The organism is Streptomyces sp. NPDC023838, from assembly GCF_040639555.1.
In the GTDB taxonomy this organism is placed as follows: Bacteria; Actinomycetota; Actinomycetes; order Streptomycetales; family Streptomycetaceae; genus Streptomyces.
Genome location: NZ_JBFAAD010000012.1, coordinates 33,060 through 52,891, shown reverse-complemented (window position 1 = coordinate 52,891; position 19,832 = coordinate 33,060). Strand labels below are relative to the sequence as shown.

18 protein-coding genes are annotated in these 19,832 nt (G+C 72.9%); 12 read left to right on the top strand and 6 right to left on the bottom strand.

Features of this window, described 5'->3' with window-relative positions; all coding sequences use genetic code 11:
* Positions 1-356 precede the first annotated feature (356 nt).
* Positions 357-1,679, top strand: a complete 1,323-nt coding sequence (locus AB0G17_RS17225; protein WP_361382524.1) for a hypothetical protein — start codon at positions 357-359, stop codon at positions 1,677-1,679.
* Between the two features lie 55 nt (positions 1,680-1,734).
* On the opposite strand, the gene AB0G17_RS17220 is transcribed toward AB0G17_RS17225, so the two are convergent.
* Positions 1,735-3,072, bottom strand: coding sequence for an ABC transporter substrate-binding protein (locus AB0G17_RS17220; protein ID WP_361382520.1), 1,338 nt, complete (start codon positions 3,070-3,072; stop codon positions 1,735-1,737).
* A gap of 184 nt (positions 3,073-3,256) precedes the next feature.
* On the opposite strand from AB0G17_RS17220, the gene AB0G17_RS17215 reads away from it, so the two are divergent.
* Together AB0G17_RS17215 and purU are read left to right on the top strand one after the other, a co-directional pair.
* On the top strand, positions 3,257-3,703 hold the full coding sequence (locus tag AB0G17_RS17215; protein ID WP_361382875.1) for a hypothetical protein: 447 nt from the start codon (positions 3,257-3,259) through the stop codon (positions 3,701-3,703).
* A gap of 94 nt (positions 3,704-3,797) precedes the next feature.
* Complete coding sequence (gene purU, locus AB0G17_RS17210; RefSeq protein WP_361382517.1) at positions 3,798-4,649, top strand: formyltetrahydrofolate deformylase; 852 nt, start codon at positions 3,798-3,800, stop codon at positions 4,647-4,649.
* 358 nt (positions 4,650-5,007) lie between these two features.
* On the opposite strand, the gene AB0G17_RS17205 is transcribed toward purU, so the two are convergent.
* On the bottom strand, positions 5,008-6,390 hold the full coding sequence (locus tag AB0G17_RS17205; RefSeq protein ID WP_361382514.1) for a transcriptional regulator: 1,383 nt from the start codon (positions 6,388-6,390) through the stop codon (positions 5,008-5,010).
* A gap of 330 nt (positions 6,391-6,720) precedes the next feature.
* Between AB0G17_RS17205 and AB0G17_RS17200 the strand changes: the two genes are divergently transcribed.
* The 4 genes from AB0G17_RS17200 (at position 6,721) to AB0G17_RS17185 (ending at position 10,982) form a co-directional block, all read left to right on the top strand.
* On the top strand, positions 6,721-7,398 hold the full coding sequence (locus AB0G17_RS17200) for a bifunctional DNA primase/polymerase (protein WP_361382511.1): 678 nt from the start codon (positions 6,721-6,723) through the stop codon (positions 7,396-7,398).
* 56 nt (positions 7,399-7,454) lie between these two features.
* A complete protein-coding gene (locus AB0G17_RS17195) occupies positions 7,455-8,270 on the top strand; it encodes an ABC transporter ATP-binding protein (RefSeq protein WP_361382508.1) in 816 nt (271 codons plus the stop codon).
* On the top strand, positions 8,267-9,892 hold the full coding sequence (locus AB0G17_RS17190; RefSeq protein WP_361382505.1) for a transporter: 1,626 nt from the start codon (positions 8,267-8,269) through the stop codon (positions 9,890-9,892). Before AB0G17_RS17195 ends, AB0G17_RS17190 begins: the two co-directional genes overlap by 4 nt.
* Before the next feature lie 91 nt (positions 9,893-9,983).
* Entirely contained in the window at positions 9,984-10,982 is a 999-nt protein-coding gene (locus AB0G17_RS17185; protein WP_361382501.1) for a polysaccharide deacetylase family protein, read from the top strand.
* Between the two features lie 31 nt (positions 10,983-11,013).
* Here the strand turns inward: AB0G17_RS17185 and AB0G17_RS17180 are convergent, their stop codons facing one another.
* Both AB0G17_RS17180 and AB0G17_RS17175 read right to left on the bottom strand, forming a co-directional pair.
* Positions 11,014-11,997: an alpha/beta hydrolase gene (locus tag AB0G17_RS17180; RefSeq protein ID WP_361382498.1), complete on the bottom strand. Its 984-nt coding sequence runs from the start codon at positions 11,995-11,997 to the stop codon at positions 11,014-11,016.
* Positions 11,998-12,618: 621 nt separating this feature from the next.
* Positions 12,619-13,311, bottom strand: coding sequence for a metal-dependent transcriptional regulator (locus AB0G17_RS17175; protein ID WP_344080960.1), 693 nt, complete (start codon positions 13,309-13,311; stop codon positions 12,619-12,621).
* 214 nt (positions 13,312-13,525) lie between these two features.
* Here AB0G17_RS17175 and AB0G17_RS17170 point away from each other — a divergent pair, with 214 nt between their 5' ends.
* Positions 13,526-14,281, top strand: a complete 756-nt coding sequence (locus AB0G17_RS17170; protein ID WP_361382494.1) for an SIS domain-containing protein — start codon at positions 13,526-13,528, stop codon at positions 14,279-14,281.
* Positions 14,282-14,568: 287 nt separating this feature from the next.
* On the opposite strand, the gene AB0G17_RS17165 is transcribed toward AB0G17_RS17170, so the two are convergent.
* Positions 14,569-14,946, bottom strand: a complete 378-nt coding sequence (locus AB0G17_RS17165; RefSeq protein WP_361382491.1) for a VOC family protein — start codon at positions 14,944-14,946, stop codon at positions 14,569-14,571.
* A gap of 10 nt (positions 14,947-14,956) precedes the next feature.
* Between AB0G17_RS17165 and AB0G17_RS17160 the strand changes: the two genes are divergently transcribed.
* Entirely contained in the window at positions 14,957-15,469 is a 513-nt protein-coding gene (locus AB0G17_RS17160; protein WP_361382872.1) for a GNAT family N-acetyltransferase, read from the top strand.
* Between the two features lie 165 nt (positions 15,470-15,634).
* A complete protein-coding gene (locus AB0G17_RS17155; RefSeq protein ID WP_361382488.1) occupies positions 15,635-17,014 on the top strand; it encodes a PAS domain-containing protein in 1,380 nt (459 codons plus the stop codon).
* Positions 17,015-17,347: 333 nt separating this feature from the next.
* Here AB0G17_RS17155 and pdxH read toward each other — a convergent pair whose 3' ends face one another.
* Positions 17,348-17,974, bottom strand: coding sequence for a pyridoxamine 5'-phosphate oxidase (pdxH, locus tag AB0G17_RS17150; protein ID WP_361382869.1), 627 nt, complete (start codon positions 17,972-17,974; stop codon positions 17,348-17,350).
* Between the two features lie 321 nt (positions 17,975-18,295).
* On the opposite strand from pdxH, the gene AB0G17_RS17145 reads away from it, so the two are divergent.
* Together AB0G17_RS17145 and AB0G17_RS17140 are read left to right on the top strand one after the other, a co-directional pair.
* On the top strand, positions 18,296-19,396 hold the full coding sequence (locus tag AB0G17_RS17145; RefSeq protein ID WP_361382485.1) for a citrate synthase 2: 1,101 nt from the start codon (positions 18,296-18,298) through the stop codon (positions 19,394-19,396).
* 178 nt (positions 19,397-19,574) lie between these two features.
* A complete protein-coding gene (locus AB0G17_RS17140; protein WP_361382482.1) occupies positions 19,575-19,832 on the top strand; it encodes a hypothetical protein in 258 nt (85 codons plus the stop codon).

Sequence of the window (19,832 nt, the reverse complement as noted above, 5' to 3'; positions counted from 1 at the left end):
CCCCGCGCCCCTAAAAGCGCCCCTCCGGGGCGCCCAGGGGATGCCGCGCAGCGGCACTTAAGGGGCGCGGGGCTGTGACATATGCGGCTCCGCCGCGTGGGCGCGACCAGCCACATACGGCCCGCGGACGAACAGGGGCCCCGGGGCGCAGCCCCGTGAGCGGGGTGCGGGGGCCGCAGGCCCCCGCACAGGGGGCCGGGGGGCGCAGCCCCCGGGAGACCACCTTCCGCCCCCTCTCCCCCGGAGGGTCTCGGGAAGGGGCGGGGTGGGGGCTCAACCCGGTGGGCGTGGCACCCCGCCCCGGGGACCCGGTAGCGTGGCTCGATGATTCCGTAGTCCCACGCGTAGGAGTCCCGGTGACGCAGAGCCGACAGGGTGACGAGCCGCAGCTTCCCGCTGTACGGCCCGCACACGAGGGCGTCGTGCTGCCCGCCGACGGATCCGCCCCGCTGCCCCCGTCGCCGCCCGGCGCCCAGCCCTGGGGGCAGCCGTGGGGACCCGAGGCCCCGGCACCCGCCTGGGGGCAGCCCCTGCCCGCCGAGAGCGGCGAGGCCACGCAGTACATCGCCCCCGTCCCGGCGAACGGCGGCGGCGCCGAGGAGACCCAGTACCTCACCCCGCCCCCGGTGGACCCGGCGAACCCGGCGAACCCGGCGAACGCCTCGGACGCGACCCAGTACATCGCGCCCATCCCCTCCGCCTCGGAGGCCACGCAGTACATCGCGCCCGTATCCCCCGGCGCCCTCCCCCCGGAGGCCCCCGGCGGCAGCGAGGCCACCCAGTTCCTGCCGCCGGTTCCGGCCGCCCCGCAGGACACGCCGTACGGCATCCGTCCGGGCGCGCCCGAGGAGCGGCAGCCGCCCGCCGAGTTCGACAGCCTCTTCAGGAACGACGGGCCCCCGTCGCAGGGGCAACGCCCGGGTGAGCAGCAGTTGCCGCGGTTCGCCCCGGCGCCGCCCGTCCAGGTCCAGATGCAGACCCCGCAGGCGCCGCCGCAGCAGGCCCCGTACGACGCGTACGACTCCTACGACGACGAGCCCCCGCGCCGCTCCCGCCTCGGCGTCATCGCCGCCGTCGGCGTCGGCCTCGCCGTCGTCGGGCTCGGTGCCGGGTATCTGATCAGCGGCACCGGCGGCGACGGCGGCGAGAAGAAGAACGACAACGCGCCCATCGCCGCGACCACCCCGACCACCGGCGGCGGTGACGGCAAGGCCGAAGCCGACCCCGCCAAGGCGCAGGCCGTCGAGCTCGACAAGCTGCTCGCCGACAGCAACAACAGCCGGGACGCCGTCATCGGCGCGGTCGCCGACATCCGCGGCTGCGACAAGCAGGCCGCCGCCGCCGCGACCCTGCGCGACGCGGCCCGCCAGCGCGGCGAGCTGGTGACCCGGCTCCAGAAGGTCGCCGTCGACAAGCTGCCGAACAACGCCAAGCTCACCGCCGAGCTCACCAAGGCGTGGCAGGCGTCCGCGTCCGCCGACAACCACTACGCCGCCTGGGCCGACCAGTCCGGCAAGGACAAGGGGTGCAAGCACGGCCACGCCCGCCGTACGGCCGACGCCGCCCAGGGCGACCGCGCCAGCGGCGAGGCGACCCTGGCCAAGAAGCAGGCGGCGGGGCTGTGGAACGCCATCGCGACCAAGTACGGCCTGACCAAGCGCTCCTCCGCGCAGCTGTGACTTTTGGGCTCGGTTCGCCTCCGGGGCGCCCGTAACGGCGTACGAGAGGCGCGCCTCAGCCCAGGGCCGACGCGTCCTCCAGCGTCGCGCTCACGTCCGTGAAGCCGCGTTGCGCCGCCGTGAGGCGGCCCGCCTTCACCACCTGGAACGTCACATCGCGGTTGACGATCCGGGGGAAGTCCGGCGCCGCCAGCATGTCCTCGAACTTCCACCGCAGCGTGGGCGTCAGCCCGCCCGTCTCCACGCTGACGCCCCTGTTGAGGGCGCGTACGAGGTCGTGCGCGGCCACGCCGCTCTGGTCGAGCGACTCGACGACCTTCTTCAGGACGGTGTACGCGATCCAGGTCGTCTGGACGCCCGCGTCCGCCGCGTCGATGGTGTCGTCCCGGAACGCCTGCTCCCGGATGACCTGCCGCATCGGCCCCCAGCGCGCGTCGCCCGCCTCCGGGTACCAGCCGGTGATGTACGCGCCCTCGAACGGCCCGTCCGCGCCGCCCGTGCGGTCGACCAGGGGCTGGCCGACCGAGCCGAGCACCGAGGCGATCTGCACCTTCTGGTCGTCGCTCTCCACGCGCCGGAACGAGTCGAAGAACGTCTCGGTGCGGTCGCCCAGGACCGCGGTGACACACCCCTTGCGGGCCCGTTCCGCGGCCGCCTTCCTGCCGACCTTCCCGGGCAGTTCCGGGTCCGCCCCGGCCCGTACGAGAGCCTCCTGGGCCTGCGGGGTGTAGTCGCCCGCGTCCTCGGTCGTACGGATGTCGGCGGACGGCTTGCGGTGGCCGGCGGCCAGGCCGGAGTTGAGGAGTAAGGGCATGATGTCGCCGGAGACGGTGTCCGGCCGCACCAGCGCGACCTTCTCGCACCACACCGCGAGCTGCTTGCCGGTGCCGGCGAGGAGCGTGGCCTGGCCGCCGTTGACGGGGTAGGAGAGCGCGCTGGTGAACTCCTCGTCGGAGACGCCGTATCCGCCTATGTACGGGATCCCGGCGGCCTCCAGGGGGGCCATGAAGGCGCGGCCGTGCTGGCTGTAGGAGCCGACGACGGCGACCGCGTTCTCCTTGACCGCGCGGCGCGCGCACTCGGCGGCGCCGGTGGCGGTGTTGTGCTCGTTGCAGGTGAGGACCTGGAGCTTGTGCCCGTCGATGCCGCCGTGCGCGTTGACCCAGCGCGCGTACGCCTGCGCCATGGACGGCATTCCGGGCATATTGGTCGCACGGGTCTCGTCGGGCGCCCAGGTCATGACCGTGACGGGCTCCCTGGATCCCCCCGTGGTCCCAGGGAGCGCGCCACAGCCGGTCACCAGCGGGGCTCCGACCGCCGCACACGCGGCGACCAGCGCGGTCGCCACGGAGTGGAAGGGGCGGGGAGAGGAGGAGCTGCGCCATCCGGTCATGTCCCTGCACACTTCCGCCTCATGGGTAACGGCAGAGTGAGCACTTCCCAACACTGGGTGACGCACGGGTGAATTACGGAGTCGCCCGGGGCCCCCGGGAGGGTGGGGGGAGAGTGAACGTACGATCGTCCGCGTGCAGCAAGGTTCAGCCAGCTCTTCCCGTCGCGGCCGTCGCTCCCCCACCATGGGCGGCATGCCGTTGAATGACATGCCGTGGTGGCGCTGGCGCGCGAACGTGCGATCCGCGCTGCACATGCTCTCCGACGAGACCTTCCAGCAGGAGGTGTGGCTGGCCGGGCGGGAGGGGTACGGGGACATCACCGACGCCGTGTACCGGCTGGTGGAGGACACCTGGCTGGACAACTGGTCGGCCGAGAAGTACGTGGGCACGGTCTTCCGGGACTCCGGCGAGGCCGCGCTCGTCGACGTGGCGGTGCTGCGGGTGCTGCGGATCATGCACCAGGTCGGCGCGGACGCCCCGGTGTCGGCGTTCCTGGCCCACCACGGGTGGCCGGAGGCGGTACGGGCGGCGCGCGACGCGCACGTACGGCTGGCGGCGAACGACGGGGAGGACCCGGACGAACAGCCGCGCTCGCTGGAGGTCCTGCGCATCCTGACGCGGGCGGCGTAGGGGTCCACGCGGGGGTCCATGCTGGGAGTCCACGCAGGGGTCCGCATCCTGAGCGGTGCCCGGCGGGCCGACGGGGTTGTGGCATCCTGCCTGGATGACTGACCAGTACGTCCTCACGCTCTCCTGCCCGGACAAACAGGGCATCGTGCACGCCGTGTCGAGCTATCTCTTCATCACCGGCTGCAATATCGAGGACAGTCAGCAGTTCGGAGACCGCGACTCGGGTCTCTTCTTCATGCGGGTCCACTTCTCGGCCGAGGCGCCGGTGACGGTGGAGAAGCTGCGGGCCAGCTTCGCGGCCGTGGGCGACTCGTTCCAGATGGACTGGCAGATCCACCGCGCGGACGAGCGCATGCGGATCGTGCTGATGGTGTCGAAGTTCGGCCACTGCCTCAACGACCTGCTCTTCCGCTCGAAGATCGGCGCGCTGCCGGTCGAGATCGCGGCGGTCGTCTCGAACCACACGGACTTCGCGGAGCTGGTGTCCTCGTACGGGGTCCCCTTCCGCCACATCCCGGTGACGAAGGAGACGAAGGCGGCGGCGGAGGCGGAGCTGCTGTCGCTCGTACGGGAGGAAGGCGTCGAGCTCGTCGTGCTCGCCCGCTATATGCAGGTCCTCTCCGACGACCTCTGCAAGCAGCTCAGCGGCCGGATCATCAACATCCACCACTCCTTCCTGCCGAGCTTCAAGGGCGCGAAGCCGTACCACCAGGCGCATGCGCGCGGCGTGAAGCTGATCGGCGCGACGGCGCACTACGTCACCGCGGACCTGGACGAGGGCCCGATCATCGAGCAGGAGGTCGAACGGGTGGGCCACGAGGTCACCCCCGACCAGCTGGTGGCGGTCGGCCGCGACGTGGAGTGCCAGGCGCTGGCGCGGGCGGTGAAGTGGCATGCGGAGCACAGGATCCTGCTGAACGGCCGCCGCACGGTGGTCTTCGCGTAACCCCATCTGGGGGGAGGCCCCCAGTCCCCTTATGGCCGTTCCCCGTCGGGGGTGCGTGTTCGCCTGCGGGCCGGCAGGGGCTTTCGAAGGATGCGTGTTCACCTGCGGCCCGGTGGGGGCTGGTCGCGCAGTTCCCCGCGCCCCTAAAAGATTGGCCGTCAGTCGGGTGCAGGTCCGTTTGGGCTGAGCGCGCAGTTCCCCGCGCCCCTGAGATGCGCCCCTGCGGGGCGCACAGGGGATGCCGCGGAGCGGCATTCAAGGGGCGCGGGGAACTGCGCGGCCAGTTGGGGACGGCCCGCAGACGAACGAACACCCCGGGGCCCGGGGGCGTAGCCCCCGGGAGAGGCACGGTGGGGGCTCAGGCCGCCTGGAGTTCCAGGCGGGCGCCGAACTCCCGTACCGACGGCTCGTCCGCGTACGGCTCCAGCCGCTGCTGGAGGTCCTCGAGATAGTCCGCGCCGCGGTTCGTGCGCAGCGTGGACAGCAGGTCGACTGCCCGAGAACCCGTCGCGCACGCCAGCTCCACCTCCCGCTGCTGCACCTGCGCCGTCGCCAGCAGGATCAGCCCGATCGCCCGGCGCCGCGCCCGCGTCTCGGGGAGGCCCGCCAGGGACTCCTCGGCGCGCCGCGCCGCCGCCTCGGGCTGCCCCAGATCCCGGTGGCAGTGGGCGAGTTCGTCCGACAGGTACGCGTGGTCGAAGTGGGCGATCCACGACGGGTCGTCGCCGGAGTCCGAGGACGCCGCCTCCATCGCGGCGAGGGCCCGCCCCGCCACCGTCTGGCACGTACGCGCGTCCCCGAGCAGCGCGTGCCCCCGCGCCTCCGCCGCGAAGAACATCGCCTCGGCGCGAGGGGTGACCCGGCCCCGGGAGCCCTCCTGAGCCGCGCGCGCCAGCTGCGCGATCTCGCGCGGATTGCCCAGCTGCGCCGCGAGGTGGCTCATGGAGGCGGCCAGCACGTACCCCCCGTACCCCCGGTCCCCCGCCGCCTGCGCGAGCCGCAGCGCCTGGATGTAGTAGCGCTGGGCGAGACCGGGCTGGCCGGTGTCGACGGCCATGTAGCCCGCCAGCTCCGTCAGCCGCGCCACCGCCGCGAACAGCTGGCGCCCGACCGTCTCCCGGTACGAGCCGGCGAGCAGCCCGGACACCACGCTGTTGAGGTAGTGGACGACGACCGGACGTACATGCCCGGACCCGAACCGGTGGTCGAGCTCGACCAGCGCCTCCGTCATCGCCCGTACCGCGTCGACGTCCGCGACCCCGACCCGCTGCCCGGCGTTCCGCGCGACCTGCGTGTCCGCGCCGGTGATCAGCCAGTCGCGGCTCGGCTCGACGAGCGCCGAGGCGGCGACCGTGGAGCCGGTCAGGAAGTCGCGGCGGCCCACGTCGCTGCGCCACAGCTCGCAGACCTGCTCGATCGCACCGAGGACGGTGGGCGAGAACTGGAGCCCCACCCCCGACGCCAGGTTCTTGCCGTTCGCCATGCCGATCTCGTCGATCGTCACGGTGCGCCCGAGCTTGCGCCCCAGCGCCTCCGCGATGATGCCCGGCGCCCGTCCCCTGGGCTGCTGGCCGCGGAGCCAGCGCGCCACCGATGTCTTGTCGTACCGAAGGTCGAGCCCGCGCTCGGCGCCGACCATGTTGACGCGCCGGGCTAGACCCGCGTTGGAGCACCCGGCTTCCTGGATGAGCGCCTGCAGCCGTTCATTGGGCTGGCGGGCGACTAGAGGCCTGGCTGCCATGTGAACCCCCTGATGCGGCAGTTGATCACTCGTGTGATCACTGCCCTGCGAAAAGGCAGAGAATGCGGCGGAAGCGAAGGGAACGAAGAAAAGCATGGGAAACAGAGAATGTGCGGTAAATCGGATGAATGCCGGTCACGGATGATGTCGGACGAACGCGCGCATTGCCTGATTCCCCGGAGCCCCCCGCTTGTGGCTACCCGCCACGAGAGGCGCGGCCGCACGCGCGCCCCCGTCCATGCACCCATGCGCCCCGGATGCAGGATCGATGCTCCTGCCCCGCCCGCCGCGCGCCCGTAACCCGCGGTGATGGCGGGAGTTGAGTTCTGCGTGGAAGAGACCATCACAGGCACGGAAGCCGCACAGATTCCCAAGCAGCGCGGTGACCAGCTCCTCGACAGCGCGGTGCGGTACGCGGAAGAGCGGCACTGGGACGTGTTCCCCGGCACCTGGCTGGAGGCGGCCGAGGGCGTGGAGCACTGCTCGTGCGGCGACGCCGCATGCCCGTCGCCGGGGGCGCACCCGTCCCGGCCGGACTGGGCGACCCAGGCCACGGGGAGCGCGGTCGCCGCCCGCCGCCTGTGGTCGAAACAGCCGAAGGCGTCGATCCTGCTGCCCACGGGGCGCACGTTCGACGCGATCGACGTCCCGGAGTCGGCGGGCTTCCTCGCGCTCGCCCGCATGGAGCGCATGGAGCTCACGCTCGGCCCGGTCACCTGCACCCCGGACCGCCGGATGCTGTTCTTCGTGCTGCCCGGAGCCGGCGCGAAGGTCCCCGACCTGGTGTGCAAACTGGGCTGGACGGCCGCCTCGATCGACCTGATCACCCGGGGCGAGGGGGAGTACGTGGCGGCGCCGCCGACCCGCATCGGCGGCCGCGGCGCGGTGCAGTGGGCCCGCCGCCCCACCCCCGCCAACCGCTGGCTGCCCGACGCGGAGGAGCTCATCAGCCCCCTCGCGTACGCCTGCGGACGCGAGGCCGCCGCCGCCCGGGCGCGCCGCTCGTAGGGTTGTCCCCACAACGTACGTAAGGACGTACGGACGGGGACGAAAGGCGCACCACCATGCCGGACCAGACATTCGACGGCGGCTTCGAGCCCGCTCAGCCGCCTCCCGCCGTCCGGGTCAGCGACCTGTGGAAGCGCTTCGGCGAGCAGATCGCCGTCGCCGGGATCGATCTGGAGCTTCCGGCGGGCAAGTTCATCGGCCTGGTCGGGCCGAACGGGGCGGGCAAGACCACCACCCTGTCGATGGTGACCGGCCTACTCCGCCCCGACCGCGGCACGGTTGAGATCGGCGGCCACGACGTGTGGCGCGACCCCGTCGCCGTGAAGTCCCGGATCGGCGTGCTGCCGGAGGGCCTGCGGCTCTTCGAGCGCCTGACGGGGCGCGAACTGCTCGGCTACACCGGCCGGCTGCGCGGGCTGCCCGGCGCCGAGGTCGACAAGCGGGCCACCCAGCTCCTGGACGTCCTGGACCTGGCGGGCTCCCAGCACAAGCTCGTCGTGGACTACTCGACCGGCATGCGCAAGAAGATCGGGCTCGCGGCGGCGCTGCTGCACAACCCCGAAGTGCTCTTCCTGGACGAGCCGTTCGAGGGCGTCGACCCGGTCTCCGCGCAGACGATCAGGGGCGTCCTGGAGCGCTACACCGCCTCCGGCGCGACCGTCGTCTTCTCCAGCCACGTCATGGAGCTCGTCGAGTCGCTGTGCGACTGGGTCGCGGTGATGGCCGCCGGGCGCATCCGCGCGCAGGGCACGCTCGCCGAGGTCCGGGGCAGCGCGAGCTCCCTGCAGAACGCTTTCCTCGAACTCGTGGGCGCCCAGGGCCGCGACACCGGCGAGACCCTCGACTGGCTCGGCGGCGGTGCGGCCCGATGAGCACCACGGCCCCGAAAGCCCCCGCGACGCCGGGCGCGCCCTCCCTCACACCGCTCTTCGTACGGCTGAAGCTGTCGCTGCTCAAGAACGGGCTGCGGCAGTCCGGCGGGCGCAAGGCCGCGTACATCACCTCGGCCGTGCTCGCCCTGCTCTTCGCCGCCCTCCAGCTCCTGGGCCTGCTGGCGCTGCGCGGCGACGCCCACGCGGCCACGGTGGCCGTGCTGGTCACCGCCGTCCTCGCGCTCGCCTGGACCGTGATGCCGCTCTTCTTTCCCAGCGGCGACGAGACCCTGGACGCGACCCGGCTGGTGATGCTGCCGCTGCGCCCGCGTTCGCTGATCGTGGCGCTGCTCGCCGCCTCCCTGGTCGGCATCGGGCCGCTGTTCACGCTCTGCCTGGTGCTCGGCTCGGCGATCGCGGTGGCACAGAGCGCGGCGGCGGGCGCCGTCGCGGTGCTCGCCGTACCGCTGACGATCCTGGTGTGCGTGGCGCTCGCGCGGGCGGTGGCGACCGCCAACACCCGGCTGCTGACCTCCCGCAAGGGCCGCGACCTCGCCGTGCTCAGCGGTCTGGTGATCGCCATCGGCTTCCAGTTCGTCAACTTCGGCGTACAGAAACTCGGCGACTCGGGCGGCCTCTCCGCGCTCGACCCGGCCGGGAAGGTGGTCCGCTGGCTGCCGCCCGCCGCCGCGATCGGCGCGGTCGACGCGGCGAGCGAGGGCGCGTACGGGCGGGCGTCACTGCAACTCCTGCTCACCGCCGTGGCGTTGGCGGCCCTGCTGTACGCCTGGCAGCGCTCGCTGGTACGGCTGATGACGACCCCGGACGGCTCGACGCTGCGGCCCGCCGACACGGCCCGCAAGCAGGCGGACCGGCCGGGCCTTACCGGGCTGCTGCCCGAGGGCCGCACCGGCACAGTGATGCTGCGCACCCTGCGGTACGCCTGGCGCGACCCCAAGACCAAGGCGCAGTGGATCACTTCGCTCGCCCTCGGCCTGATCGTCCCGGTCGTCAACGCGCTCCAGGGCAACGGCACGCTCTACTTCGCCTCGTTCGGCGCGTTCATGCTGGGCTCCCAGATGTACAACCAGTTCGGCCAGGACACCTCGGCGTTCTGGATGGTCGTCCAGACGATCTCCACGCCCCGGGACGCCTTCCTGGAACTGCGCGCCCGGGCGTACGCGATCGCGCTGGTGACGGCCCCGTACACGGTCCTGATCGCGGTGGTCACCGCCTCGCTGGTCGGCAACTGGCCGGCGTTCCCCCAGGTACTGGGGCTCTCGCTCGGGCTGCTCGGCGCGATGCTGGCGACGGGCGCGGCCGGCTCGGCGCTCTTCGCGTACTCGGTCCCGCAGGACAGCCGCAAGAACGTGGCGCCGGGCCAGGGCGGCATCGCGGCCCTGGCCATCCTCGGCGGGATGCTCACCAGCGCTCTGCTCTGCGCGCCGCTGATCGCCCTGACGATCTGGCTGCATGTCTCGGACCGGCACGGCGCGCTGTGGCTGCTGCTGCCGGTGGGGGCGGCGTACGGGGCGCTCGTCGCGTACGCCGGGCTGCGCGTGGCGGCGCCGCGCACGGCGAGGCGGCTGCCGGAGATCCTGACGGCGGTCAGCCGGGGCTGACCGCTCCGGCCGGGCGCTTCGCTGGGCGGGCGTCACCCACGTGGGTGACGCCCGCATGCGCGGCGGACGGGGGCCTGGGTAGATCTTCTGTGTGACCGCGTATCGAGTGACCCTCAGGGCCGCGACCGCAGGGCTGGCCGCCGCGGTACTGCTCGCCTGCGTCGGCTGCGCCACCGGCGCGGGAGCCGTCTCGGACGCGCCCCGGGCCACTCCCGTACACCATGTGCACGAGGGCGACGAGATGCCGCCGGAGGTCATACCGCAAGGCGGCCGGGGGCCGCGCTCGCTGCCGTACTCACCGCTGTGCCGCACCGCCAAGTGCATCGCGCTCACCTTCGACGACGGGCCCGGCCCGTACACCGCACAGCTGCTGGACATACTCGGCCGGGAAGGCGTGCGGGCGACGTTCTTCCTGGTGGGTGAGAAGCCCGTGCACACCTATCCCGATCTCGTACGGCGGATCGCCGCGCAGGGCCACACGATCGGCAACCACACCTGGACGCACCCGGTCCTGACCGGTCTGCCCGAGGCGGAGGTCCTGCGCCAGCTCAGCCTCACCCAGTCGGTGCTCCAGCAGCTCACGGGCGTCAAGCCGACGCTGATGCGGCCGCCCAAGGGCCTCACCGACGCCCGGGTGACGGGCGCGGCCCGGGCGCTCGGACTCGCCCAGATCCTGTGGAACGTGACCGCGACCGACTACCACAACACGACCACCGAGCTCGTACGGAAGCTGGTCCTGGAGCGGGCGCGGCCGGGCGGCGTGGTCCTCCTGCACGACGTCCTGAAGTGGACCGTGCCCGCCGTGCCCGGCATCATCACGGGGCTGCGGGCGGCGGGCTACACGCTGGTGACGGTCCCTCAGCTGTACGAGAACATGCAGGCGGGCGAGCAGTACCCGGTGTGGGCGACGCCGACGCCCAGCAGGCCCGCGGCCAGTACCCCGACGCCCAGCAAGACCGCGACCGGTACCCCGGCGCCCGCCAAACCGACGCCCAGTCAGCCCGCGGCCAGTACCCCGCCGCCCGCCAAGCCGGTGCCCGGTCAGCCCCTGGCCAGTGCCTCGGCCCCGGCGGCCTCGGGGCGCGGCTGACGCCCCCGCACCGGCCCAGTGCGCGACCGGCTCAGGTGGACGACGGCACCGGGTGCCCGGCCGTCTCCTGGAGGAACGGTTCGACCACCGACCGCCAGCCCTCCGGCTGGTCGTAGTGGACGAGATGGCCGGCGTCGGCCACTTCCGCGTACTGACCGCGGGGCAGGACGCGGACCATCTCCTGGGCCTCGGCGCGGCCGAGCTCGCCGTCGAGCCCGCGGACCACCAGCGCCGGGCAGCGGACCTGGGCCAGCTCCTCCCAGTGCGCGTCGTACACCCACGTCTCGCGGGACTTCAGCATCTGGCGGCGGGAGAAGACCGGGCGCCAGCCGTCGGCGCGCTCGGCCATCACCTCGGCGAAGAACTCGCCGCGCGCGGGGCTGGGGCGCTCCACCCAGGGGTCGTCCTCGCCGAACCACTTCCGTACGTCCGCGAGCGTCGCGAACGGGACCGGCCAGGACCTGAACCAGTCCTCCCACTCGCGCTGGGAGGCCGCGCCGAGCGCCGAGGCGCGCATGTCGCAGATCACCAGGGCCCGGACGAGCTCGGGGCGGCGGGCGGCGAGCTGCCAGGCGGTGAGGGCGCCCATGGAGTGGCCGACGAGGGTGACCGGGGCGAGGCCGAGCTGCTCGATCGCCGCCTCGGCGTCCGCCACGTAGGCCTCGCGGGTGAAGGGGCCCTCGGCGGGCTTGTCGCTGCGGCCGTGGCCGCGCTGGTCCAGGGCGACCGCGCGGTGCTTCTCGGCGAGCCAGCGGGCGGTGGGCGCCCAGTGCGCGGCGCGGCCCATCAGTCCGTGGAGCAGTAACACCCCGGGAGCCGGGTCGGTCTCGGGCCCGGGGCCCGGCCGGCCGTTCTCCCGGCCGCCCTGCTCCTGACGGTCGCTCTCCTGGCGGTCCTTCTCCGGGCCGTCCCTTTCCGGGCCGTCCCTCTCCGGGCGGTCCTTGGGCGGGTCCGCGAACTCCCAGGCAGCGAGGCGTACGCCATCGGATCCCGTCACGTCGCTGCGTCGCACCATGTGTCCTGGCACCCCCTTCAGTCCCCCGAAGCTCTGAGGTCAGTTCACGGCAGGGTATCGAACCTCTATTCGAAAACTCGCGTCTCTCGCGCAACACCCCTCGTTCGAGTGACCGGACTCAAGGATTGACGGCCCGCCCCGAGGGGAGATCTTCTGCGGGAGGCGGGCGGCCACGGTGGAACCGACCGGCCGGCCCGAGGGAGCTGACCCCGAGAGCTCGGGGCTCCGGGTCAGCACCGGGGAGGGACGGCCCCGGCGTCGCAGGGCGCCGGGGCCCTCTGCGGCTCCGGGGCGCCCGCCGGGCCCGCCGGAGGCGGGAGACGCCGGCAGCAGGGCTTTCGACACGATCCCCCCTCCCCTCCGCTCCTCGGCCGTACTCCTGCGCTCCTGCGCTCCTTCAGGTCTTCCCCGTCAGGTCCTTCACGTCATATGCCTCACCCGACAGCGTGGCACGCGAACCGCCCGCCCGCTGCCGATCCGACCGGAATGGGCGGGCGGGCACAGCGGTCGGCCCACCCTCTCAACTCCCGTACGCCCCAAAGGAAACGGGGGCGGCGCCGCGCACCCGCGCGACACCGCCCCCGTCCAGCGCCTTGGCGCCCGCCTCTTCCGCCTCTGCTTCTACCTCTTCGCCACAAAGACGTGGGAGGCCACGTCCGCGCCGAGCTCGGCGGCCTCGCCGCTGCTGCCGACCAGGACGCCGCCCGGGGACCGCGTCACGCTGACGACCGCGCCGGGCTGCACGCCCGCGCGACGCAGCGTGTACATCAGCTGGGCGTCCGTCTGGATCGGCTCGCCGATGCGGCGCACGACGACCGTCATGCCGTCCTCCGTCGCCTCCAGCTCGTTGAGGCTGATGATGCCGTCCTCCAGGAAGGCGTCGGCCTCGGCCTTCTCGCCCAGCTCCTCCAGGCCCGGGATCGGGTTCCCGTACGGAGACTCCGTGGGGTGGCGCAGCAGCTCAAGGACGCGCCGCTCCACCGCCTCGCTCATCACGTGCTCCCAGCGGCAGGCCTCGGCGTGCACCTGCTCCCACTCCAGGCCGATCACGTCGACGAGCAGGCACTCGGCGAGGCGGTGCTTGCGCATGACGCGCGTGGCCAGTCGGCGGCCCTCGTCGGTGAGCTCCAGGTGCCGGTCGCCCGCGACCTGGACCAGGCCGTCGCGCTCCATGCGCGCGACCGTCTGGCTCACGGTCGGCCCGCTCTGGTCGAGTCGCTCCGCGATCCGGGCGCGCATGGGGACCACACCCTCTTCCTCAAGTTCGAGGATGGTGCGGAGATACATCTCCGTCGTGTCGATCAGTCCGGACATACGTGCCCCTCGATGCTGTGAATGTTGAAAGCACTCGTGCGCTGGCCCTGGCTCAATTCTGACGCATACCACTGACAACCGTGTCCCGGCCGGGGCGGCGGCCCGGGTGCGGGCGTATTGACAGGGCAATGGTCCAGACCGCAACGTGTGCGGCGGCACGGACATTCCCTCCCCCGAGTATTCCCCCACGCATCCCCCGGAAAGGGTCCAGGCGATGAGCGAGAGCAAACTGGCCGGTCAGTTCTTCGACGCCGCCATCGGGCTGCTCCAGCGGGTACGGGACGAGGAGGCCGGGAACGTCGCCGCCGCCGGGACCGCGATCGCGGACACCGTCGCGGCGGGCGGCCGCCTCTTCGCCTTCGGCGCCGGTCACTCCTCGCTGGCCGCGCAGGACGTGGTGTACCGGGCGGGCGGCCTCGCCCTGATGAACCTGCTCGCCGTGCCCGGCACGGTCGGGGTCGACGTGACGCCCGCGACGCTGGGCTCCGCCCTGGAGCGGGTGGACGGTCTGGCGGGCGCGGTCCTCGACTCCAGCCCCGCCAAGCCCGGCGACGTCCTCGTGATCGTCTCCCTCTCCGGCCGCAACTCCCTGCCGGTCGAGATGGCGATGAACGCGCGCGCTCTGGGCCTGAAGGTCATCGGCGTCACGTCGCTGGCGTACACCGAGGGCACGAAGTCGCGCCACGCCTCCGGCACGTTCCTGCGCGACCACTGCGACATCGTCCTCGACAGCAAGATCGCGATCGGCGACGCGGAACTCACCCACGCCTCGATCCCGGCCCCGTTCGCGCCCGCGTCGACGGTCGTCACGAGCGCCCTGATGCAGGCGATGATGGCCGCGGCCGCCGAGTCCCTCGCGGAACGCGGCATCGAGCCGCCGCTGCTGCGCTCCGGGAACGTGGACGGCGGGCACGAGTGGAACGGGCGCGTGCTGACGGAGTACGGGGACCGGATCTTCTTCCGGCACTGAGGCCGTGCGGGGGCGTGGTTTTGTCCGCGGGCCGGTGGGGGCTTGTCGCGCCCGCGCGGCGGAGCCGCAACTGTCACAGCCCCGCGCCCTGAAGACGCCCCTGCGGGGCCGATACGTGTGATCGCCCCGCAGGGGCGCCCAGTAGGGGCGCGGGGAACTGCGCGAGCAACCCCCACTGACCCGCAGACGAACAGAATCCGGGGCGCAGCCCCGAAAGCGGGGTGCGGGGCCGCAGGCCCCGCCCGGGGCCCGGGGGCACAGCCCCGGGAAAACGCCCCCCTCGGACGCTACTGTCCCGCCCGCTCCCCCGCGCTCCGCTCCACGCAGAACTCGTTGCCCTCCGGGTCGGCCAGGGTGGCCCAGCCCGTGCCGTCGGGGCGGCGGTGGTCGCCGACCAGGGTGGCGCCGAGGGTGAGAAGGCGTTCGACCTCCTCGTCGCGGGTGCGGTCCTGGGGCTGGAGGTCGAGGTGGACGCGGTTCTTCACGGCCTTGGCGTCGGGGACGGTCACGAAGAGGAGGGCGGCGCCCTCACTGGTGACCAGCGCCTCCTCGTCGCCGGGGAAGTCCTCGTCGGAGAGCTTGCCGTCGAGGGCCGCCGCCCAGAACGTGGCCAGGGCGTAGGCGTCGGTGCAGTCGAACGTCACGTGCCGTACAAGTGAGGTCATGAGCGTCACTATGTTCGAAGAGGGTGCGGCGGGAAAGGTCTTTTCGGGGGCGCGGACCGAGCTGGAGCCCCTGAGGGTGGAGCACGCCGAGGAGATGGCCCGGGTGCTCGGGGACCCCGCCCTGCACCGCTTCATCGGCGGCGCGCCGGACACCGCCGAGCGGCTGCGCGCGCGGTACGCGCGGATGACCGCCGGGTCGCCTGACCCGGGGGTGCGCTGGCTCAACTGGGTGGTGCGGCTGCGCGAGGAGGACCGGTTGGTGGGTACGGTCCAGGCCACTGTGGAGGGCGGTACGGCGGAGATCGCCTGGGTCGTGGGGACGCCCTGGCAGGGGCGGGGGCTCGCCCGGGAGGCGGCCCGCGCTCTCGTCGACGGGCTGCGCGCCCACGGCGTACGGGACTTCGTCGCGCACATCCACCCCGATCACACCGCGTCCGCGGCCGTCGCGCGCGCCGCCGGGCTCGCACCGACCGGCGAACGCCAGGACGGGGAGGTGCGCTGGCGCGCGGAGTTCGGCGAGTGAGCCGGTGGGCCCGGTTGCCGACCGCCGCCCGCGTCGAAAAACGATCCCTCCCGTGAAGGGATTTCCGGGAAGTCGATGTGGGATGCGTCACGTTCCAGTTGAATGATCCGACGAGGGTCGGTGCGTCGGTGTGACGCGACGACACGTCCTGCAGGGGGTACCAGGATGAGTGCTTCCCGGAGTGAGACCACCCACGCCCTCGGTCCCGACGAGCCGGACCGGGGACACGACGACGACCCCGGCGGTCCGCCGGCGCCCGAGCCCGAGCACGGCGGCGACCTGCTCGCCGCGCTGCTCGACGGCATGGACGCCGCGCTCTGCGCATTCGACGCGGGCGGTGCGGTCACGCACTGGAACCGCGAGGCCGAGCGGATCCTCGGCTGGAGCGCCGAGGAGGCCGTCGGCCGCCAGGGCTTCGCCGGGTGGGCGGTACGGGCCGCCGACGCCGGTGAGGTGGAGGCCCGGTTGATGGCCGCGATGAACGCGCCGGGCCGCCAGGTGCACGAGTTCGCGCTGCTGACGAGGGACGGCGGGCGCGTTCTCGTACGGACGCAGTCGGCCGGGGTCCGGGGCGCGGACGGCAGACCGGCGGGCGTGTACTGCGCGTTCAGCGAGGTGCACGCGCAGATCGACCTGGAGCGGTCGATCGCGCTGAGTGAGGCGCTGTTCGAGGACGGGTCCTGGGGCGTGGTCCTGGTGGACGTGGACCTGCGGCCCACGGTCGTCAACGCGTACGCGGCGCGGGCGCTCGGCACCGGGCGGGCCACCCTGCTCGGGCGGCCGCTGGGCGAGCTGATCGTGCAGGGCGTCAAGGAGCTGGAGGGCGCGCTCCACCACGTCCTCGCGGAGGGCGCGCCCGCCTCGCCCGCCGAGCTGTGGGTGACGCTGCGCACCGCCGAGGGCGAGCGGCGGCGCTGCTGGCGCACCGGCTTCCTGCGGCTGGCCTCGCCGCTGGCGGAGGAGCCGGTGCCGCTGGGGGTCGCCTGGCTCTTCCAGGACGTGACCGCCGCGAAGCTGGCCGAGCAGGAGGCGGACCGGCTGCGGTTCCGCTGGAACCAGCTGTACCGGGCGGCGCGTACGGCGGCGGAGTGCGAGGACCCGTCGGAGGCGGCGATGGCGTACCTGGACTTCGCGCTCGCCGGGTTCGCGGAGCACGCGCTGGTCGATGTGGCGGTGGGTGAGCGTCTGGTGCGTACGGCGGCGTCGCCCGCGAGCGCGCCGGGCCCGGTCGCACCGGTGTCGGGCGGCGGCATCCCGGTGCGTTACGCGCCGGGCCACCCCGCCCTCCAGGCCGTCGACCGGATCGGCTCGGTGCGGGCGAGCGCGGGAGCGGACGCCCGGAGCTGGGCGGAGGACCGGCAGTGGCCGGCGGACTCCCGGCACGCGCTGTGCACGGTCCTGCGCAGCCGGGGCCGAACCCTGGGCGTCCTCACGTTCCTGCGCGGCCCCGGCCGCCCGGCCTTCGAACGCCCCGACGCGGAGTTCGCGGAGAGCGTGGCGGTCCGGGTGGGAGCGGCCCTGGACCTGGCGTCGGCACTGGGTTAGGCCCACGGTCAGGCCCACCCTCGCTGGTCTCCGGCTGCTCATGCGGCGCCTCGAAAAAGAGACCCCCGAAAATCGGTTGAGGCGCCCCAGAGGCCTGTCTAGTGTGTTGTTCAGCGAAGAAAGGAGGTGATCCGGAAGTGATTTCCAACCGGACGCGTGAGGTGACTGCGGGCTAGCGCCTGCCAGTCGCACTCTTTGTGCAGTGCCGGCTCGTCGCCGGCCGAAATTCCCAGCAGTCACCGACCCGCGGGCTCGCCGGTACGTCCGGCCGGCTTCTCTTCGGAGGAACCCGAGCCCGCGGGTTTCTGCATGCCCGGGACCGAGGACCGAGACCTACGGAGCGAGGCGTTCCACTCGCCAGGCCTCCGGGGGCGCCGGGACGTAGCGCAGGCGGTCGTGGAGGCGGTTCTCGTGACCCTGCCAGAATTCCACCGTTTCCGGGACGATCCGAAAGCCGCCCCACTCCGGGGGGACCGGGACCTCGGCGCCTTCGGGGTAGCGGGTCGCCAACTCCTCGTAGTGGGTCTCCAGTTCCCGGCGGGAGGCGATCACCGTGGACTGGGCGCTCGCCCAGGCGCCCAGCTGGGAGCCGTGCGGGCGGGTGCGGAAGTACGTCTCGGTCTCCTCGCGCGGGACCCGCTCCGCCGTGCCCGTCACGATGACCTGGCGGGAGAGCTGGTGCCAGGGGAAGAGCAGGGAGACATGGGGGTTGGCCGCCAGCTCCCGGGCCTTGCGGGACGCGTAGTTCGTGTAGAAGACGAAGCCCCGGTCGTCGTAGGCCTTGAGCAGGACCGTGCGCGTCGACGGGTGGCCGTCGGGGGTCGCCGTGGCGACCACGACGGCGTTGGGCTCGTGCAGGCCGCCGGTGACGGCCTCCTTGAACCAGCGCGCGAACTGGGCCATGGGGGTGGCGGCGAGGTCCGTCTCGTCCAGGAGCGTGGTGCGGTACTGACGGCGCATGGCGGCGGGGTCGTGATCGGTCACGGCGTCATCCTGCCGCAGGAATGCGCGGGCGCGCCCGGGCTCCCTTCCTCGCATGGCACGGCGTGTCAGTTTTCCCGGCACGGAGGGTCGCCAACCCTCCGCGCGGCAAATGGGGCAGTGTGCCGGATGTCACGCTTCCCCGCACCCGTGGAACCCGCCAAACTCTCCGCTGGGCCACTGTGGCCCCCCTACGACCCGGTGGGTGACTTTCCACCGCACGGGGCATCACGGGGGAAGGGGCGCCCCCTGCCCGACCCAAATCCCGCAGCTGTCGCACGCATCACGAGGAGCCGCCTGATGTCCGACTTCGTACCCGGACTTGAAGGAGTCGTCGCGTTCGAGACCGAGATCGCCGAACCCGACAAGGAAGGCGGTGCTCTGCGGTACCGAGGCGTCGACATCGAGGATCTCGTCGGCCATGTGTCGTTCGGGAACGTGTGGGGGCTGCTCGTCGATGGCGCCTTCAATCCCGGGCTGCCGCCCGCCGAGCCGTTCCCCATCCCCGTCCACTCCGGGGACATCCGCGTCGACGTGCAGTCCGCGCTCGCGATGCTCGCCCCGGTGTGGGGGCTGAAGCCGCTGCTCGACATCGACGAGCGCACCGCCCGCGACGACCTGGCGCGCGCCGCCGTCATGGCGCTGTCGTACGTCGCCCAGTCGGCGCGCGGGCAGGGGCTGCCCATGGTGCCGCAGCGCGAGATCGACAAGGCCGAGTCCGTCGTCGAGCGGTTCATGATCCGCTGGCGCGGCGAGCCGGACCCCAAGCACGTGAAGGCCGTCGACGCGTACTGGACGTCGGCCGCCGAGCACGGCATGAACGCCTCGACGTTCACCGCCCGCGTCATCGCCTCCACCGGCGCCGACGTCGCCGCCGCGCTCTCCGGCGCGGTGGGCGCGATGTCCGGGCCGCTGCACGGCGGCGCCCCCTCCCGCGTCCTCGGCATGATCGAGGAGATCGAGCGGACCGGCGACGCCACGGCGTACGTGAAGAAGGCCCTCGACAAGGGCGAGCGTCTGATGGGCTTCGGCCACCGCGTCTACCGCGCCGAGGACCCCCGTGCCCGCGTGCTGCGCCGCACCGCCAAGGAGCTGGGCGCGCCGCGCTTCGAGGTCGCGGAGGCGCTGGAGAAGGCCGCCCTGGAGGAGCTGCACGCCCGCCGCCCCGACCGCGTGCTCGCCACGAACGTGGAGTTCTGGGCGGCGATCATGCTGGACTTCGCGGAGGTCCCGGCGCACATGTTCACGTCGATGTTCACGTGTGCCCGTACGGCGGGCTGGTCGGCCCACATCCTGGAGCAGAAGCGGACGGGCCGCCTGGTGCGCCCGTCGGCCCGCTACATGGGGCCTGGCCCGCGCGACCCGCGCGAGGTGGAGGGGTACGGGGACATCAGGGCCTGAGCCCCGGTTCCGTAGGTCTGTACGTGTGGCGTCGCCCCGAGGACGGGGGCGGCGCCACACGTGTATGTGCCGCCGCCGCAACCCCCATGATCGACTCGCGGTCCCGATTCGATAGGGTTTTCGCGTACCAGTCCCCCCCACAACGGGCTCTTCGGGCCCGGGATTTGGAGTACCACTCATGCGTCGTACTGTGACCGCTGTTCTGTCCGCCGCGCTGCTCGCCGGTGGCCTGGCCGTGACCGTCGCGCCCGCCGCGCAGGCCGGTGTCATCATCTGCAAGCCGGCCGAACTGCGCCAGCAGGCCGACCAGCTGGACCGCCAGGCCGCCGAGCTCAAGGCGATGGGCGAGCGCACCGCCGCCGCCAAGAAGCACCAGCAGGCCGAGGCCCTGCGCAAGAAGGCCAAGATGTGCGAGGACGCGGACAACAACGCGTAG